This is a genomic window from Maribellus comscasis (assembly GCF_009762775.1).
Lineage (GTDB): Bacteria > Bacteroidota > Bacteroidia > Bacteroidales > Prolixibacteraceae > Draconibacterium > Draconibacterium comscasis.
In genome coordinates this window covers 3,946,536-3,965,791 of record NZ_CP046401.1, presented here as the reverse complement: position 1 = coordinate 3,965,791, position 19,256 = coordinate 3,946,536, and the positions used below count along the sequence as shown (strand labels likewise).

Here is a 19,256-nt window from a genome sequence, read left to right as displayed (position 1 = left end):
ATTTTATTTTTATTAAAAATGCCTTGATCGTATATTTTACAATTCTTTTAATTTGAGATTTCTCCATAATATTTTTATCCCTCCTCCGGAGTGAATTTGCAATGCTACTCGCCCAACAGCTTCACCAATCTTTTTATCTTTCAGGTTCACCATCTGTACACTGTTCAGCCATGTTGTAATTTCGTCGCCTACTACTTTAATTCTCATCGTATTCCATTCGTTCTCTTTGAGAATATTTTCCATTTCATCGGGAATTTGCACCAGCCAGCCTCTTCCATATGATTCATAAATCCCTCCGGTATCATGATTTTTGGGAGCTACTTCAACCTGCCAACCGGCTATTTTGGTACCTTCAATTACAGACCGGATAAAAACACCGCTGTTCCCATCGGCTTACTGCTTAAATTCAAGCGTTAAATCAAAGTCTTTATAATATCTTTCGGTTCCCAGATAACCATATTTCTTATCCGGACCACTTTCACAAATCAGCAGCCCGTCTTCAACCCACCACTTTTCTGTTCCAAATATCTTCCAACCGGTAAGATCTTTCCCATTGAAAAGGCTGACAGGTTCCTTCTCAGCTTTAGGTAAAGGCCTTATTTTAATATTTTTGAACCAAAACGTAGCCCCGTGGTCTTGCAGACAGATATGTCCTGTTGGTGACAAACCATATTCAGGCATATTTTCCCATTTTCCGCTATCCCTACGTTTGTACCAGTCAGGCGTCCAGGCTTCAAATTCCAGTATTTTTTCCCCATTCAGCCAATGTTCCACATGTCCGTTATCAAAAACAATTTTGCTGTTGTTCCATTTCCCTGCCGGGTTTGCCTTCTTTTTATTTAGATCCGGGAGATGCATAGCATAGTCACATCCGGTCTTCTGCCACTCCTCCAGCTTTCCGTCAAAACCTTCTTCATCGATAAACTGATATTCGGGGCCGGTTAGATAAGGCGCATTTAGATTTTCGCCTTCCAATACATGATACATTAAGCCGCTGTTTCCTCCTTTGCCGGATTTCCAATCCACGGAGATTTCAAAATTGTCGTATTGTTCTTTCGTGATAATGTCACCACCAATGTCGCCGCCTTTTCCCTGAGCGACAAGACATCCATCTTCAACCATCCATCCGGATACTGAACCGCCATTATACATTTTCCAATTATCCAGCGATCGTCCGTCGAAAAGTAATTTCCACCCTTCTTCTTTTTCTTTTTCCGAAAGCGTATTGCTCTTTTGTACGCATGACGAGATGAAAATTACGCTTAGTAACAGATAAAATAATTTATAATTCATTACTTTTTACTATTAGAAATATTGAAATTTATCGTTCTTCCCTGATTTTTATACTCCGTCAACACTTTTCACAAATACTTTTTTAACAATGCTTTACCTTGATGAATTGCTTCGCGTCCGCTTGACTCAATCCCATACCATCCCCGATAACCTGCATCTTTACACATTTTAATCATTTGCGCCGTTAATTCTTCTGTCGGTTGGTTACGATAGGAATTACCACCTGCGTATGGCAACATTTTACGCAGAAAGTTTACGTTGTCAAACTCAGGGCCAGGTTCTCTCCAATCCGGATAAGAACCAAAATAGAGGTGGTTGACTTGTTTCATCAAAGCCTCCATCCAGTCAGCATCGTTGGAAAGCCTTCCGTGATTTTCAATCAAAATACTAACATTAGCCGGCACCGCATACTCAAGCATCATATTATATGTTTCTGTTGCCCATTTTAAGGCTTCATCTTTGGGAGCATTCTCAGGTCCACGACAGTTTGTGCGAATTGCATGACATCCCAGATAATTGGCAATATCAATCCATTTCTGATGATTTATTACGGTTTGCTTTCTCTCTTCTTTTGATGGAGTGCAGGTCTCCCCTTCGTCGTCAACCATTATCAGCACCATGGAGATGCCATAGTCTTTGGCATTCTGTTTCAGTGTTTTTAAATAGTGTAATGTTGGAACCTCAAATAAAGTATTGACGAATTCAATACCATTGATGTCAAAATCTTCCCGCGCTATTTTGGGAAAATCAAGTGTTTTCCACTTTCCTTTTCTGATTTCATCGACCAATGACCACTGAGCAATAGATATATCATTTGTTACCATTCTTGGTGTAGGGTTTGCTTTCAATCCGGATATAAATCCCGGAGTTAACATACTGGTTGCTCCAAGAATAGCTGTCTTTTGAAGAAAATTACGACGATTGATACGGTATTCGTTCATTTTTTTTGTTTTTAACTGTTAAAATAAATTTCCGCTTTATCTGTGTAAATCAATCTAATTCAATAATTTGAATGTTCCTGAAATGAATTTCTGCTCCTTCTGCTTCCAAACATATGTAACCTCTTTTCTGCGATGAATTGGTAATACCATTTACAAACTTACCGTTAACAGAAAGTTTTATATTGCCATCAACACAAACAACATCGTAGGTATTCCATTTCTTTTTCCCCAGTACCCGGTTTTCTTTTGATTTACTGCGCTTACCTCTCGGATTTTCAGGGGTTATCTCTACGCCGCCAACACCAAACAATTCGCCATGAACATATGCAACAGGTGGTTCCTTACCATCGCGGGTATTTAATTTTACCCATTCCAAATCCAGCATCTGTACCTCAACGCCATCAGGAAGACGATTTTCGCCAGGTTGAGCTTTGCTCCACACAAATGTCCCGGAATTACCTCCTGCCTCCTGATGACTCCATTCGATGTGCATAATAAAATTTTCGTACTGCTTTTCACTGCGAATTACGCCGATGGGGAGCCCTGTACATTTCAAAATTTTCCCGTCAACTTTCCATGTATCGGCGTTGGTATTCACCTGAACCCATTTTACAGGCTCTGCCTTTTTTAATTTTGCTGAAAGAACATCTTCATAATTAATATTCTTTCCAAATGTGGCCACCTGAACCTGAGCTTTTAAAACACCTGATTCTAACAGAAATGCTGAAATAATCAGACATACCAAAACAAATTCTTTTTTTAGAGCCATAATTTTAAATGTTATAATTAATCTTTTCTTTACTTTTATCTCTGTTGGGTTAAACACCTTGCATTATTCCTTCAACATGGGAAACAGCCGATAAATATCTTCTTTATTGGGTTGTTTGCCATATTCGCATATTTCAAAAGCTTCGGCAACTTCTGCTTTATTTCCTTTCTCTTCTCCGTACCATTTTATCAATGATTGTTTAACAGATGGCTTAACCTGGTGTACCCGAAGATTTTTAAGCCATTCCAATTTCCCCTCTTCTGTTGGCGGGACAGAATCCAAAGAGCCGTCAACCCAGGGCAACCATTCAAAAAACTGCGATTTATGAGCAGCTACAGCATATACTTTCTGATCAACAACATCTGAAATATCCACCGCAATATCGGGGCGAAAAGGATAGGGTTTTTGAAACCTGTCCTCGGCATAAAGAAATACCGGATTTTTCTTTAGAGGAGGAGTGTCCGGTGCCACATTCGGTACAATAACCATATATGCTGCATCCTGTACTAATATTGAAGCATTTCGGTGATCAGGGTGATAGTCATTCGGGCGTGGGCCAATGACCACATCAGCATTCCACTCCCTTATTAACCGGATAAGTTGCAAACGAACATGCAAATCGGGCATCAGCTCTCCATCATGATTATCGAGAACTTTGTAGGTTACGCCAAATCTTTTGCCGGCTTCTTTTGCTTCTGCAATTCGTATTTTTGCCAAAGCGCCACCTCCTGTTTTATAATGTCCGGCGTCACCATTCGTAAGTGAAACGAACAATACATTGTGCCCAAGCCCGACAAATTTAATAGCTGTACCTCCTGCTTTAAGATCTGCATCATCAGGGTGAGCACCTATTACTACAATATTCAGTTTTTCGTTTTGAGCCGTGGTAAACAGTGTTGTAAACACAATAAAAAAAAGTACTAGAATAAATTTCATATTATCAGTTTTAAGAAGATTAAGTAGTTTATTAGATAAAAAATAACCGGTTTAACTTTTGCAAAAAATCGATAACCGCATTTCGCAAAGAACTTCTCTTTTTAAACCGGTCGAACCTGTGTTCTACATCAATTCTCAGCTACCGGGAAAACTCTTTAAAAAATATTTCACAAACTCCCCGGAGCAGGTGCACCTGCCACCGGAATTTCTTCCTTTATTTCAGGCACCGGGCCAAGAACATAAGTTTTAGGTCCAAGGTATAAATCAGAATTTAGCATTTCCTCCCAGCTTACATCTTTACCTGTGTATGCCGAAATTCTGCCCATTATTGTAATAAGTGTTGAGTTTATCTGTGCTTCGGCATCACTAATTGGCTTTCCTGCCCGGATAGAAGCAACAAGATTAATATGTTCCTGCACAAACGGATTTGTCACTTTCCATTTTGAATTTGTGTCGTCCTCTTCCGGATGGGGATATTTCCATATTTCATTACCTTCTAAGTCGTAAATTATTCCGGCAGCATCGGCATATCCGTTTGTTCCGTTTATTTGCTGTACTTTTTGGTTTGTGCATCCGTTAATCTGGCGCGCTGCGCAGTGGGTGCGCATCCCGTTATCGTAAACATATTCAATGCTGAAAAAGTCGTACTGATCGCCTGTTACTCTACGTTGCCGGCCACCCCAACCGATCGCTTTTACCGGAATTTTATCAACATGCCAGTTCATTACATCAATTTCATGTATAAATTGTTCGGTAATATGGTCGCCGGAAAGCCAGCAGAAATTTACCCAGTTACGTATCATATATTCCATGTCGCTCCATTCGGGTTGACGGTTGCGGTACCACAATGCACCACCATTTCTGATAATATTTGCCCCTGTAATTTCACCTATTTCACCATTTGCCACGCGCCGTTGTGTTTCCATATAATCTTTCTGTACCCTGCGAACAGTGCCGCTTACCATACTTAAACCAATGGCCTCAGCTTTTTTTGCCGACGCCATTACAGAGCGGGCTCCTACCGGATCGACAGCTATTGGCTTTTCCATAAAAATGTGCTTCCGTGCATTTACAGCGGCTTCCACATGGGCAGGGCGAAAATGCGGAGGAGTGCATAAAAGCACAAGGTCTACACCCGAATCAATTACTTTTTCGTAACTGTCAAAACCCAAAAAACAGTTTTCATCGGCAATCTCAACTCCTTTTTCAGTTTTTAATTTTTCCCGACAACTGTCTATTCTATCCTGAAAAACGTCACCCAAAGCAGTAATTTGGAGATTTGGTCCGGCATCCAGAAAATTGATTGCAGCGCCTGTTCCCCGGCCTCCACAGCCTATTAGTCCTGCTTTTAGTACTTTTCCATCCGGAGCCTGATCCAGTAACTCGGGTAACTGAATTTCTTCCTTTTTTGATTTTTCTGAAGAACAAGCGGATAAAATACTTGCCGCACCAATGGTTCCCAGTGTTGTTTTGGTAATGAAATCCCGACGATCAAATTTCATATTCAATTTTTTAAATTTTTATAATAGTTCATATGAACAAATGATTCAATCTCCTTCCAAACGTTAAGCTATGACCCTTATTTTAGCACAATACTGAACATTAGAAGCATGCCAAAGTTGTACTATTTCAACCTGATATTCAACAAGTTCTGCGTGAAAAAACCTAAGTAACAATTTACTGTGTTATCTCTTATGAATCTATAAATTGATTGAGGTAATAATTCATCAAAGTAATTAATATTGATTGAAAAGAGAATATTGTATTAATAGTAACTTTCAACTATTAATATGTATCAGATTCAAAATCTAATGAAGAGTTTTAACACCCCCCATTAGATTTTTTTCGAATAATCAATAATTTGGATTTTGTCCTATATTATCATTTACTTCTATTTCGTTCTGTGGTATTGGCCATAAATAGTCTCTGTCTGGTCTAAAATTACGGGTCAAATTGTTATTAACAATAACCCATTCACCAGCATCATTCTTGTATCTGATACCAAGAACCTGTTGAGTTTTTAGTTCACCTTGCTGCCAACGGTTCATGTCAAACAAATGAAGGCCTTCCCAAGCCAATTCAACTTTACGTTCTCTCTGGACAATTTCCCTCATTTCACTTTGAGACTTACCAGTTGTGATCGCTGGCATTTCAACTGTTGGGCGTGTACGAACCTCGTTAATAGCATCGTAAACACTGTCATCTATCTCATTTAATTCAATCTTTGCTTCTGCATACATAAGTAATACATCCGCATAACGAATCAGGATAAAATTGATTGTTGATTGTTCTGGATTGCCTCCATCTCCTGCCCAATCTACACCTTTTACAATATTAAATCCATAATTCGTGGTAAATTCGGTTGATGCTAACTGATCTTGTGTTGTACTGGATGGTAGCGAATTATAAATCGCACCATTGGGTTCAACAGCTCCCGGATACAAAACATTATAGCCAAATCTTGGATCCAGACCTGTATATTCGTTTTCAGGATCTTGAGTTCCCTTGTATTCATGAATTAATAAATAAGCCCTTAAAGGGTCAACTCCTGACCCTCCTCCAAGCGAAGCTGCAGACCTGGATATATAATTTGTATATCCGTAACCCACACCGTACTGGTGATCAAAAATAACTTCACTTGAATTCTTGCCTTCATACCAAAACAGCTTCTGATAATCCGGGTATAAATCATATACACCTAAATCCATTACTGCTTTAGCTGCATCGCGGGCAACGGAATATCTGTCATTATACAAGGCTACCCTTGCCTTCAATGCCAATGCAGCACCTCGTGTGGCTCTTCCAATATCATCTCCCGAATAACTTACAGGAAGTGTACCTGTAATCGCATCCAATTCACCAATTATAAAATCAACTACCTCCGATTTACTTGTGCGACTTACCTGAGCCGTGATATCCAATGGTTCAGTAACGAGCGGTACATCGCCATATAAAGTGGTGAGCATAGTGTAATAATAAGCACGCAGAAACCGAGCTTCTGCTTTTAATCTTGCCAGTACTTCTGGATCACCGGTCTCAATTTTATCTATATTCTGAATTGGATCATTTGCTTTTCTGATACCAACCCAATAACGTGCCCAATAGTCACGAATACTATAATTAGTAGGATCGAGATTACCAACAGCCACATCATACATTGTTTGCGGGCCGGAAGGAGCATGCATGGCAAGTTCAGTAGCGGTTGACAGGTATGCTATTCCATTTCCGTCCAGTTCTCTGTACGCTGCATTAACAGCTAATTCGGCATCACTTTGGTTCTGCCAAAAAATCAATTCAGAAACTGATCCGGTAGGGATTGTATCCAATGCATTCTCACAACCCGGAAGTCCTAAAATTGATATCGATATAAATAGGATAATAATATTTTTTTTCATAATAAACATATTAAATTAATCACTATTAAAAAGTAATATTTACACCAGCACTTACAACTTTAGAGTGGGGAAAGAACTGACTTCTACCTCTTGGTGTTTCAGGATCAAAAAGTTTTGTAGGTGTAAGTGTCAATAAATTTTCACCCGACAGATATACCCTAATATTGGAAATATATTTGGAAGGCCTGATGTTATATCCCAACTGAGCACTTTTTAATCTTATATATTTTGAATCCTGAATCCAGAAATCAGATTCTTGAAGGTTCCAACTGTTTCCATAAGTCACAATTGGCCATGTTCCATCAGGATTTTTTTCAGGATCCCATGTTTCTTCAGTCATAACCTTCGGAATAAAGTTCCCCCAGTTTGGACCTTCCATCAGTGCGCCATCAAGTGTATGCCACTTTTCCAATGCACCTTGAAAGAATACTGAGAAATCAAATGATTTATATGTTGCTGAAGCAGTTATACCAAATTCATAATGCGGATCTTCGTCTGCCATTATATATTGGTCTCCATCAGGATAAATCGACTGAGTAATAACACCATCACCATTTAAATCTTCATAAATAATATCACCAATACCGACCTGGGGAACTATTGTTGCCGGATACTTATCAAAATCAGCCTGCGATTTATATATTCCTGGCGATTTCAATCCTCGTAATGATGTCATAGAATAACCTTCTTGCCAAACCGTAAATTTATCAGGGAAGTAAGGCCCCGTTCCTGCCAAATCCTCAATTTTGTTTCTTACATCAGAAAAATTAAGACCAATTGAATATTCAAATCCACCATCATTTCTTTTAGGGCTGTAATAATTTACAGAGATTTCATAACCATTATTAGAAACCGATGCTGCATTTTGAGTGGGAGGATCAACACCAGTTGTTGGCGCAATTGGTAAACTAAGCAGAATATCTGTAGTTAAGTTCCAGTAATATTCAGCAACTACTTCCAGACTGTTAAATAAGCCAAGGTCAAACCCAATGTTGGTCATTGTTGTTGTTTCCCAGGTAATGTCCGGGTTCCCGGCAGTTGTAACTGCTGCCCCCGAAACCACACTGCCATTGAACGAATATGGTTGATTAAGATCATATGTGTTCAGGTATCTCCAAAGACCGATATCCTGATTCCCTAATTGCCCCCATGATCCCCTAAGCCTCAGGTTAGTGATAACATCGTTATCCTGCAGAAAACCCTCCTGAGAAATACGCCAACCTGCCGAGAATGAAGGGAAAATACCCCATCTGTTACCTTCTGCAAATCTGGAAGAACCATCGTATCGAACATTTGCCTGGAATAAATATTTGTCTTCATACGCGTAATTAACTCTTCCGAAGAACGATTGGAGAGCCCATTCGGTATGTGATCCATTCCCTTCTTGTGCACTAGCTGCACCTGCACTTAAATCCCGTAAATCGTTGTTGAAAAAATCCTGGCGGTATCCTTCAAGATCGAGCCATTTATTCGATATACCTTCATATCCAACAGTCGCCTTAACATCATGTTTGCCAAAATTTTTGTCAAAATTCAGGTATGCTCTCTGACTCCATTCCTTGGTGTTTTCCTGTGTTTCTGTAAGACTATTAGTAGCAAACCAGCCACCAACTGTTACCAGTTCACCTGTTAAATAATTCCTCATACCCTGAAGCGAATTCATAAAGGTAGATTCATGTTGTGAGTATGATTTTAGAGTGACATCGCCTTTAAGAGTAAGGTAAGGTAAAATTTTATATTCAAGTCCTACCTGACTTACAATTTCATCTCTATCCAATAACCTTTCACCATTTTCACTCATAGCAATAGCATTCCATTGTCCGCCAACCAAATCGTATGTTCCATCCGGATATCTGCCAACAATATCTCTGTTAATGTGAAGCATTGCCTGAACCAATCGCTGAGCAGTAAAGCCAGGACCTGAGGCTTTTTTATTCATATAATTCATATTGAAGCTAGCAGTCAATTTATCCGTAATGTATAAATCTGAATTTATTCTCGCTGACAAACGTTTATTGTTAAAATTGACAATAGCACCATCTTGATCGAGATAATTTACTGACGCAAAAATTTTACCATAATCCCCACCAGATGTAATGCTTACATTATGACGTTGCTGAACTGCATTTTTATTGAAAAGATATGATTCATAATCTACCCATGGATATTCATATATGTTAGTTCCAGCAAGAATATTATCAATTTGCTCTTGAGAATGTAAGGCTGGCAATCCTGCGTGAACATACGCATCGTTGTCAAGTTCCAGCCAGCTTTTTGTGTCAGCTTTTTCGGGATAACCTAAAATATTTTGCACCCCAACATTGTAACTATAGTTAACGGTTGTTGCACCTGCTGCACCACGTTTTGTAGTAATAAGAATAACACCATTTGCTGCCCTTGAACCATAAATTGCAGCGGAAGCTGCATCTTTCAGTAAAGTTAACGATTCTATATCACCGGGTTCAACTGTTGCCAGAGAACGTTCAATTCCATCAACCAACACTAATGGATTTGAATTGTTAAGTGTACCATTTCCCCTTATTCTCACTCTTACATCTTCACGACCAGGTTCTCCTGCGAAATTTTGAACTGTCAATCCCGGAGACATTCCCTGCAATGCAGTCGCGGTATTCGTTACATCAATTTTTTTCGCCAGATCTTCCCCCTGAACAGCACTAACGGCGCCGGTTAAATCCGCTTTTTTCTGAGTACCGTAACCTATAACCATTACTTCATCGAGTCCGATCGCATCCTCTGTCATTGAAATATCAATCGAGGTTTGATTTCCAACAACAATTTCCTGAGTTAACATCCCAACAAATGAAAATTGCAGTGTTGCATCTTCGGGCACATCAGACAAAGTGTATTGCCCATCTACATCGGTAACTGTTCCGCTGGTTGTACCTTTTACCAAAACGGTAACCCCGGGAAGTGGCTGTCCGTTATTGTCGGTAACCTTTCCGGTAACTTTCTCAGAGCTCTGATCTCCATTAGTCGATACTTCTGTACTCCGTTTTGAAATGACGATAATACGATCCATTATTTGATAAGAATAGAGATCACCAATGAGGATTTTACTCATTACCGTTTCTATTTTGGCCTTTTTTAAATCGAGCGTATATCGCTCATCCAGATTCAGTTGATTTGTTTTAAACAAAAATCCGAATTCCGTTTGTTTTTCAATTTCTTCCAATACTTGCACGATAGAGGCATCTCTGACACTTAAATCAAACCGGATATCTTGTGAGTAACTTCCGGTAGCCATCGCCATTGCAGAAAAAAACAATAATAAAGTCGTTATTTTCATGATTACCAATAGTTTCTTAATCCCAGGCCATACACCGGCTCGGAAAAATCGTTTTTTCTTCATAATTTTGTTTGCTTATTTGTTAATAATGTGGTTTTGGTAATCGGCAAATTACCTTAACCAAAATTTCAAAAAAGTGTGGACCGGGATGTTGACAGCATCTCGGTTTTTTTCATTTTGTAAGATTTACTTCATAGGCTTTTAAATTTTAAAATTCATTTAACTGCTTAATAAAAATTAAATTCTAACTAATAAACTACAACTATATCGGGCTTGTCTACACTCTCAATAATTTTGTAATTAAAATCGGTGGCTGCCCTTAAAACTTTTAGGACATGCAAAACAGTAGTAGATTTTTTTATATTTCCGGTAAACCTGTAATCCCTGAGTTTATCATTTTGAAATTCAAACTCTATGCCGTACCAACGGCTGAGTTCCTTAAAAATATCCTCCAAACTCTGGTCGCGAATAACAAATTTTCCGTCTCTCCACGCCGATAAAACATTATCAGTGATTGTCCGGAGTTCCATCCTTTTTTCAATAACATGATACATTGCGCTCTCGCCCGGGGCAAGTTCAATTATCTTTTTTCCGGAAGTAGCTAAAATATCAGCCTTACCTTCTACCAAAGATGTTTCAATATAATTGTCTTCAGGATATGCTTTGATATTAAACGTTGTCCCTAAGTCGCGAACCAAAAGATTACCAACTTTTACTATCAACGGACAATCTTCGCGATGTGTAACTTCAAAATAGGCTTCTCCTGCAAGTTCTGCATAGCGTTGATTATTTTTGTAATCTTCGCGAAAGGTAAGCTCTGACTCGGAATTCAACCAGACTTTTGTCCCATCAGATAATTCCAGAATACTTACACTTCCCCGGGTAGCGATATATTTTTGGAGTCCCGGTCCGCGATAGTCAAGGTTTTTCTGAGAAACCAGATAACCTGCGATACCTCCGATGCCAAGCAGTAAAATAAAAACTGCTGCATACCGGAACATCTTTGCACCTGTTACCCGTGTTTTTATCTTCTCTTCCTTTCTAATTTTTCGCCATAAATTTTCAAACTCAGAATCAACGTCTGCATCGGCATGATGCATCGAGATTCTTAACCAGAGACTTTTTACTTTATAAAACAGTTCCTCTTCGTTTTTATCATTTTTCAGTTGATTGAAAAATTCCTCCTTTTCTTTATTAGTGGCTTCCCCTTTGATAATATGTAACCACAAGCCTTCATTCATGAGCAGATTGTTTTTTTATAAATAAACAATCAAACAAAAGGACACCCTAACCAAAAAGTATTTTTTTTTAAAAAAAAAGTTATTGAAGAAAAAGGCCAATAAAAAACACTGCAGGCAAATAATCTTTTAGCTCATCTTTTAATATTTTGAGGGCTTTAGTCATCCGGGCCTCCACTGCTTTCTGCGAGATTCCGATTTTTTCAGCAATTTCTCGATTTTTCAGTTCGTTAAACCGGCTCATTTCAAAAACAACACGACAATGTTCAGGAAGATTTTTTATTGCAACATCAATCTTTTCTTTTAACTCTTTAAATTCCAGATAATCTTCGTTAATTCTACTCAAACTTTCAAATTGATAGTGAATTTCCGCTTCTCTTATCTTGTTGTGATGTTTTAAAAGAACTTTCCGGCGTTTTAAAACATTCAGACTGCCATTTTTCACAAGAGTAAATAAAAAATTTTTTATGTTAGAATCCTGCCCCAACTCATTTCTAAGTTCCCACAACTTTATAAAGGCTTCTTGTACTATACCTCTGGCTTCATCTTCATTTTCAATATAATAGCTACTTAAATGACAAAGTGGCTGGTAGTATTCAAGAAAGATGTCCTTAAAAACTTCTTTGTTGTTCTTAAATAAAAAATCTTGTCCAGACATTTAATTCATTAATTCCGAAAAATTTATACAATCTAAATACTATAATTTTTTCTCCCAGAAATAATTTGGCGGATTACATTCTTCAAATCCTGCCTTTCTGTAAAGATTTTGAGCTTTGTAATTGTCGTTCCGGACTTCCAAATTTATCCTGTAATATCCTTTTTCTGTTGCGTAAACTGCTATTTCATTCAACAAAAAAAGACCAACGCCCAGTTTTCTATAATTTGGACAGACGATAAAATCGTGAATATTAATTAAAGGTTTAGCTTTCCAGGTTGAAAAATTAAGGTTACAATTGGCAAGCGCAGCAAAGTTGTCGTCAATACAAACAAAAAAACCGATATATGCCGGATGATTTTTCAGGCCGTTAATGATTTTGGGTCCCAAATCTGTGGGCATTGCTTCTCCAATCCCCATTTCGTCAAGCATATAATCATTTAAAAGCCGGAGCAACGCATCGCAGTGCCTTCTGTCGTTTAAATCAACCTGAACTATTCTTTTTCTCATCACCCCAGTTTGTTGCTTTTTGCTTTTTTAAACTTTAAATCTCCAAGCTTCAATATTATACTTTTTTAGCCGGGTACCCAACATTCTTTCGGTAATTTTTAAATTTTCCGCGGCTTTTACAATGTTGCCTTTGGTCGAAGTCAGTGCTTCCCGTATCAATTGTTTTTCTACCTGCTCGACGGTATAAATCATTCCTCCTTTGGCTGAAGTATTTGTTGAATCAGCTGTTTGAAGCGAAGGTGGCAAATGGTAACTGTGAATTACATTGTCACTGCTTAAAATACAGGCCCGTTCAATACAATTTTCCAACTCGCGGATATTACCTGGCCACGAGTATACCATTAACATATTAAGTGCGGACGTGGTAATTCGTTTAATTTTTGAATTATTTTCCTTGTTGAACTTTTCTATAAAATGATCGACCAACAATGGAATATCATTCCTGCGCTCGCGAAGCGACGGTATAAAAATCGGGAAAACATTAATACGATAATATAAATCTTCGCGAAATTCTCCGTCTTTTATCATTTCTTCCAAATTACGGTTGGTTGCGGCAATTATTCGCACATCGGTACTTATTGTTTCAGTTCCGCCCAGTCTTTCAAATTGTCGCTGCTGAATTATTCTCAATATTTTCACCTGTGCCGACAGCGGAATATCCCCGATTTCATCCAAAAATATGGTTCCTTTATTTGCCAGTTCAAACCTCCCTTTCCTTTGTGAGTCAGCTCCTGTGAAAGCTCCTTTTTCGTGTCCAAATAATTCACTTTCAATTAGTGATTCGGGCAAGGCAGAACAATTCACTTTTACAAAGGTTTTATCGTTTCGCGCACTTGCCATGTGAATGGCATCGGCAACAAGTTCTTTACCAACACCACTTTCTCCGCGTATAAGTACAGTAGAATTTGTTTTCCCAACCATCTGAACCAAGGAAAAAACATCACGCATCTTTGATGAATTCCCAATCATATTCAAATTCCTGATACCTGAAAGTTTTGTCTCCAGTTCAAGATTTTTTTGTTTCAGTAATTCCAGTTCTTCCATCTTTTCCTGCCGGTACCGCACTACCTGCCCGATTAAAGAACCTATGATTGTTAGCATTCGAATGTCTTCATCAAAAGAAATGTGAGGATTATAAACCCGGACAACGCTCAATGTTCCAACAACTTTCGCACTGTCTACAATGGGCACACAAATTATTGAAAGCTCTTTCCCGTTTTTGTGAATTTCCTGGTTTGTTTTATTCAAAAACAAACTGGACTTTGAAATCTTTTCAATAACAACAGGTCGAACCATTTCAACTACTTTCCCTGTAATTCCTTCACCTAATTCGTACTTTCCCTTTGCCCGTTGGGCAGAACTAAGTCCATACGCTGCCTCAATGTAAATTTTTGAACTTTCCCTGTTAAAAATTGAAAGAAAACTTCGTTCTGCTTCCAGATATTCTACGATCATACGAAGTATGGTGGGTAAATCATCCTTGAGTTGGCGGGTTTGAATTAAACGCTGACTAATGTCAAAGAGCAAGATCATCTCTCTTAGCCCATAACATTCGTCACCTGCTTTTCTGCATTTTATCTCCATTTAACCAATTCTTTTACTACCTAACTTCTACAAAAATGGAGATTATTGAACACTTATGACATAAAAACAAATTAAATAATGACATTTATACATTTTTTTAACCTGAATTTTAAAAACATGTTCTTCTTCCAAAAAGCTGTACACTACTTTTTAAGTTTTTTTAGAGTAAATATTAAACCTGAGACATTTTTATTAAGCAACAAAAGTGTATTTTCGTTTACGAATTCAAAACTTAGAGCAAAGTGTCGAAGAACCTTGTAATTATTCCAACTTATAACGAAAAAGAAAATGTGGAAAAAATGGTGCGAAAAGTTTTTTCGCTAAATGTACCATTTCATCTATTGATTGTTGAAGACAATTCTCCCGATGGAACAGCTCTCATTGTTAAAAGATTACAGAAAGAGTTCCCAAAACAATTACACATTCTTGAAAGAAAAGGAAAGCTGGGTTTAGGAACGGCTTATATTGCAGGTTTTAATTGGGCTTTGGAGAACGGTTATGATTATATATTTGAAATGGATTGTGATTTTTCCCACAATCCCGATGATCTGGAAAGATTACACCAGGCCGCGGTAGATGGTGCTGATCTGGCAATCGGTTCGAGATATATATCGGGAATAAACGTTATCAACTGGCCACTTGGGAGGGTACTTATGTCTTATTTTGCATCAATGTATGTTCGCATTGTAACTGGAATGAACGTAAAAGACACCACCGCGGGTTTTAAATGCTACCGTAGAAAAGTTTTGGAAACCATTGATTTTGAAAAAATTAAACTTATTGGATACGGATTTCAAGTTGAAATGAAATTTACCGCATATAAATTTGGTTTTAATATAGTTGAAGTTCCTATTGTTTTTACTGACCGACAAGAAGGCACCTCTAAAATGAGCGGAGGAATCTTTAACGAAGCTTTATGGGGAGTTTTAAAAATGAAACTGCGTAGTTGGTTCAGGAAATACTCCAAAAGGGTATAAAAAAATTAAAAATTATAATTTATTTTTCAGCCTTTATTCTTCGTAAGAGCTAAAGCCTAATAAGGCTTACGTGAGTTCAAACCTCCGAATATGTTAAAAGACATATGCAATATTATTTTTTTTTTTGAAGTTTATGTTGTACTTTTCCGGTAACGCTAACGGAAACACCTGGTTCCAGGTCACAATGAAAGTAAACGAAAACTAAAAAACAACATTTATATGTTGTATGAAAGGTTTTATAAATTAAACGTAATTAACTTTAACTAAAACTCATTTGCCTATGTGAATATCCTTTATCTTTTGGCAACGATATCACTTTCGTTGGAATGCTTCGCATCTATTTTGCTTATAAGTATTGATATTTTTTACTCACTTAATAATTAAACCTATGAAAAGAAACACAACGCAAAGTTTTTTGCGCAATAGGCGCAGTGGGCTTTTGTCTAAAATTTTTCTTATTGGAGTTTTTCTACTCATCCAGTTTGCAGGTTACGCCCAGCAAACCAAAACAATTACCGGAAATATCAAGGGGACAGATAACGCACCTATACCAGGTGTTACTGTCATTATTAAAGGGACCACCAATGGTACTGTAACAGATATCGATGGTAACTATACTCTATCCAATGTTCCGGGCAATGCCACAATTGCATTTTCATTTGTCGGGTTAAAAACGCAGGAAATTGTTGTTGGCGACCAGACATCTATTAATCTTACAATGGAAACCGATGCCATTGGCCTTGACGAAGTAGTAGCAATCGGTTATGGTACGGCCAAGAAACAAGACCTTACAGGTGCAGTTTCCTCCGTGAATGCAGAGCAAATGCTCAAGTACCAGCCGGCCAACGTGCAGGATATGCTTCGTTCGGCTGTGCCGGGTTTACAGGTAGGTTACAGTACCAATGCAAGAAATACCCCTGATTTCCAGATTCGTGCAAATAATACCATTAAAGCAGATGTTGATGATGATGTTAATGAAGAAGCAGAAGCCAATAAGCCGTTAATCGTATTGGACGGAGTTATTTTTAACGGAGATATTGCCGCAATAAACGTCAACGACATAGCCAGTGTCGACGTATTAAAAGATGCCAGTGCAGCAGCCATTTACGGTTCGCGTGCATCGAACGGTGTAATTGTATTTACCACGAAAACTGGTACTACGAGCGAGCCGACCATTACAGCGAGCGCCAAGCTGGGTATAGTTACCCGCGGAAAACACCTGGACTCACACAAGGCAGGGGATGATGTTATGAACTGGCTGACCGATGTGTTTGAATCCATCAACAGTTTAAACACCGAAGCATGGTCAAAATTTGAAAAATATGAAGATGTTCCTTCCCAATACCAGTCTGAATGGCTGACAGCCAACGGTATCCCCGGTTCGACCGATCCCACGGAAATTACCACAGCGTGGCTGAATACCCTTGGATTTGAAGGCAATGAAAAAGAAAATTACCTTCTTGGAAGGACTTTTGACTGGAATGATTTTTTATACAATAAAGTCGGGATACGCCAGGATTACGACCTGAGTGTAACCGGACGAAACAATTATGTATCATACTACTGGTCTTTGGGTTATACAGACAACCAGTCGGTAACTATGGGAGAAAGTTTCACACAAATTACTTCGCGGTTAAACCTGGATGTAAAAGCCACGAGTTTTCTGAATGTCGGGTTAAAAGGTAATTTTTCATACCAGGATGAAGGGGACGAACCAATTGATGCAAGTGTTCAATCATCGTCACCGTATGATGCCCCGTGGTACAATACTGTTTATAACGATAATATCCCTACCATCGGAAAACTGCCAAACAAGTACCCGAGGGAGTATTTGAAAACTGCGGGTGCCGGTTCGAACCGTGGTAATCCGTACCTGGATCCGGCATACACAACCCGTTTGTACAACCGTTACAGGCTATTTACGACATTGTATGCCAAGTTAACACTCCCGTTAGGGATACAGTTGACTTCGAACTATTCACCACGATTTGATTTCCGTAAAAGGCTTCTTTACGAAGACAGCGCTAACCCGGTCTGGAACAACGGGGGGTATGTACGAAGACGCCATAACCAATCCTTTGAATACCAGTGGGATAATATCCTGAACTGGAGCAAGGAGTTTGGCGAGCACCGTTTTGATGTAACGGGTCTTGTGAATAAAGAAAAGACCCAGTCGTGGGAAACAGATTCAAGAGCTTCAAATTTTTCACCAACCGAAGCGCTGGGATTCCATGCTACTGCGTTTGGCCTGATTCCTGTCGCAAATTCATCAGACGAGGTCGTTACCAGGGATGCATTAATGGGACGTATCAATTATTCTTATAGCAACCGCTACAATTTGTCGGCTTCCTGGCGTCGTGACGGTTATTCACGTTTTGGATTAAACAAGAAACATGCCTCTTTCCCGTCGATATCGGCAGGATGGACCCTTACCAACGAAGGATTTATGGCTAACCGACCGGGATGGCTTACATTTTTGAAACTGCGCGGCAGCTGGGGTGTAAACGGTAACAGTAGCGGGATAGGCTCGTATGCAGCTTATGCAACGTTGAGCCAGAACAAATACCTGAACTACGATGGTGGTTATTTTATTGCTCCTTATCTATACATTAACCGGATGGCCAACCCGAACCTGGCATGGGAGAGAAACCAGGCTTACAACCTGGGTATCGACTATGGTCTTTGGGACGGACGGGTAAGAGGTTCGATAGATGCTTATACGTCTAAGACCAACGATTTGTTGTTGGATAAAAAGCTCCCGATATTAACCGGTTTTACCCAGATAACCACCAACGTGGGAAGTTTACAAAACGGCGGGGTGGATTTAGCGATTAACACGATTAATATCGAGAATAGTGATTTCCGTTGGACCAGTAACTTTAATTTAAGCTACAGCACAAATAAGATAGTATCGCTAACGGGCGAAAAAATAGCCACAGTAGATGAGAATGGCAATACGGTCCTCAAAGAGCCTGACGATACATCCAACGGCTGGTTTATCGGGAAAAACAAGGATATCATATGGGATTATGAACTGGATGGAATTTACCAGATTGGAGAGGAATCAGAAGCTGCCCAGTATGGTTTATATCCGGGTGATTTCAAATATGTGGACCAGGATGGAAATGGAACAATTAATGCAGATGATAAGGTATTCCAGGGACTAACCTCCCCACCATGGTACATGACCCTGACAAATAACTTTGAATACAAAAATTTTGATTTGGGTGTGATATTATTGTCCAAGTTGGGTTATTACGGTGGAACCACACAGCCGTTTAACAACTCCCAGTCGTACATTAAAAACCATAACTGGTGGGATCTTCCGTACTGGACACCCAACAATCCGATCAATACTGCTGCCAGAATTAACTCCATAAACCTTTCAACTGCACGGGTTTGGCAATCGAGGAGTTACCTGCGTATCCAGAATATATCGCTGGGATATACCATTCCGTCGGATGTACTGGAACCGCTTAGGATTAAGAGTGCCCGTATTGCTTTTTCAGCTGACAATCCGGTCGTGTTTACGAAGTGGTTAGAGGGCGATCCGGAATCTAGCACAGATATGCCGAGTACCTATTCCTTTAGCGTAAACATTTCATTGTAAAACGTTTATAAATGAAAGAAATACATAACTGAAAAAAAAGA

At 38.9% G+C, this 19,256-nt stretch carries 12 protein-coding genes and 1 pseudogene; 2 read left to right on the top strand and 11 right to left on the bottom strand.

Annotated features, from left to right (window positions below):
- Window positions 1-36 precede the first annotated feature (36 nt).
- The 11 genes and pseudogenes from GM418_RS15650 to GM418_RS15600 form a co-directional block, all read right to left on the bottom strand.
- A pseudogene (locus GM418_RS15650) lies at window positions 37-1,293 on the bottom strand (3-keto-disaccharide hydrolase).
- 68 nt (window positions 1,294-1,361) lie between these two features.
- Entirely contained in the window at window positions 1,362-2,234 is an 873-nt protein-coding gene (locus tag GM418_RS15645) for a sugar phosphate isomerase/epimerase family protein (RefSeq protein WP_158867950.1), read from the bottom strand.
- 49 nt (window positions 2,235-2,283) lie between these two features.
- Window positions 2,284-3,003 carry a 3-keto-disaccharide hydrolase gene (locus GM418_RS15640; protein ID WP_158867948.1) on the bottom strand — a complete coding sequence of 240 codons (720 nt, stop codon included), beginning with the start codon at window positions 3,001-3,003 and terminating at the stop codon, window positions 2,284-2,286.
- A gap of 63 nt (window positions 3,004-3,066) precedes the next feature.
- Window positions 3,067-3,939: a PIG-L deacetylase family protein gene (locus GM418_RS15635; RefSeq protein WP_158867946.1), complete on the bottom strand. Its 873-nt coding sequence runs from the start codon at window positions 3,937-3,939 to the stop codon at window positions 3,067-3,069.
- Window positions 3,940-4,106: 167 nt separating this feature from the next.
- Window positions 4,107-5,441, bottom strand: coding sequence for a Gfo/Idh/MocA family protein (locus tag GM418_RS15630; RefSeq protein ID WP_217447488.1), 1,335 nt, complete (start codon window positions 5,439-5,441; stop codon window positions 4,107-4,109).
- Between the two features lie 351 nt (window positions 5,442-5,792).
- Window positions 5,793-7,334, bottom strand: coding sequence for a RagB/SusD family nutrient uptake outer membrane protein (locus GM418_RS15625; protein WP_217447487.1), 1,542 nt, complete (start codon window positions 7,332-7,334; stop codon window positions 5,793-5,795).
- Between the two features lie 25 nt (window positions 7,335-7,359).
- Window positions 7,360-10,704: a SusC/RagA family TonB-linked outer membrane protein gene (locus GM418_RS15620; protein WP_217447486.1), complete on the bottom strand. Its 3,345-nt coding sequence runs from the start codon at window positions 10,702-10,704 to the stop codon at window positions 7,360-7,362.
- A gap of 185 nt (window positions 10,705-10,889) precedes the next feature.
- Window positions 10,890-11,882: a FecR family protein gene (locus GM418_RS15615; protein ID WP_158867942.1), complete on the bottom strand. Its 993-nt coding sequence runs from the start codon at window positions 11,880-11,882 to the stop codon at window positions 10,890-10,892.
- A gap of 79 nt (window positions 11,883-11,961) precedes the next feature.
- Window positions 11,962-12,537 carry an RNA polymerase sigma-70 factor gene (locus GM418_RS15610; protein ID WP_158867940.1) on the bottom strand — a complete coding sequence of 192 codons (576 nt, stop codon included), beginning with the start codon at window positions 12,535-12,537 and terminating at the stop codon, window positions 11,962-11,964.
- A gap of 39 nt (window positions 12,538-12,576) precedes the next feature.
- Window positions 12,577-13,044, bottom strand: coding sequence for a GNAT family N-acetyltransferase (locus GM418_RS15605; protein WP_158867938.1), 468 nt, complete (start codon window positions 13,042-13,044; stop codon window positions 12,577-12,579).
- 27 nt (window positions 13,045-13,071) lie between these two features.
- Window positions 13,072-14,628 carry a sigma-54-dependent Fis family transcriptional regulator gene (locus tag GM418_RS15600; RefSeq protein WP_158867936.1) on the bottom strand — a complete coding sequence of 519 codons (1,557 nt, stop codon included), beginning with the start codon at window positions 14,626-14,628 and terminating at the stop codon, window positions 13,072-13,074.
- Window positions 14,629-14,870: 242 nt separating this feature from the next.
- On the opposite strand from GM418_RS15600, the gene GM418_RS15595 reads away from it, so the two are divergent.
- Together GM418_RS15595 and GM418_RS15590 are read left to right on the top strand one after the other, a co-directional pair.
- Window positions 14,871-15,605, top strand: coding sequence for a polyprenol monophosphomannose synthase (locus GM418_RS15595; protein ID WP_158867934.1), 735 nt, complete (start codon window positions 14,871-14,873; stop codon window positions 15,603-15,605).
- Window positions 15,606-15,993: 388 nt separating this feature from the next.
- Complete coding sequence (locus GM418_RS15590; protein ID WP_158867932.1) at window positions 15,994-19,215, top strand: SusC/RagA family TonB-linked outer membrane protein; 3,222 nt, start codon at window positions 15,994-15,996, stop codon at window positions 19,213-19,215.
- The last annotated feature ends 41 nt before the right edge of the window (window positions 19,216-19,256 follow it).

Coding starts and splice junctions, on each gene's coding strand:
- GM418_RS15630 (WP_217447488.1), bottom strand. CDS start 5,441: ATGAAATTTGATCGTCGGGATTTCATTACCAAAACAACACTGGGAACC.
- GM418_RS15600 (WP_158867936.1), bottom strand. CDS start 14,628: ATGGAGATAAAATGCAGAAAAGCAGGTGACGAATGTTATGGGCTAAGA.
- GM418_RS15620 (WP_217447486.1), bottom strand. CDS start 10,704: ATGAAGAAAAAACGATTTTTCCGAGCCGGTGTATGGCCTGGGATTAAG.
- GM418_RS15590 (WP_158867932.1), top strand. CDS start 15,994: ATGAAAAGAAACACAACGCAAAGTTTTTTGCGCAATAGGCGCAGTGGG.
- GM418_RS15605 (WP_158867938.1), bottom strand. CDS start 13,044: ATGAGAAAAAGAATAGTTCAGGTTGATTTAAACGACAGAAGGCACTGC.
- GM418_RS15625 (WP_217447487.1), bottom strand. CDS start 7,334: ATGAAAAAAAATATTATTATCCTATTTATATCGATATCAATTTTAGGA.
- GM418_RS15645 (WP_158867950.1), bottom strand. CDS start 2,234: ATGAACGAATACCGTATCAATCGTCGTAATTTTCTTCAAAAGACAGCT.
- GM418_RS15640 (WP_158867948.1), bottom strand. CDS start 3,003: ATGGCTCTAAAAAAAGAATTTGTTTTGGTATGTCTGATTATTTCAGCA.
- GM418_RS15610 (WP_158867940.1), bottom strand. CDS start 12,537: ATGTCTGGACAAGATTTTTTATTTAAGAACAACAAAGAAGTTTTTAAG.
- GM418_RS15635 (WP_158867946.1), bottom strand. CDS start 3,939: ATGAAATTTATTCTAGTACTTTTTTTTATTGTGTTTACAACACTGTTT.
- GM418_RS15615 (WP_158867942.1), bottom strand. CDS start 11,882: ATGAATGAAGGCTTGTGGTTACATATTATCAAAGGGGAAGCCACTAAT.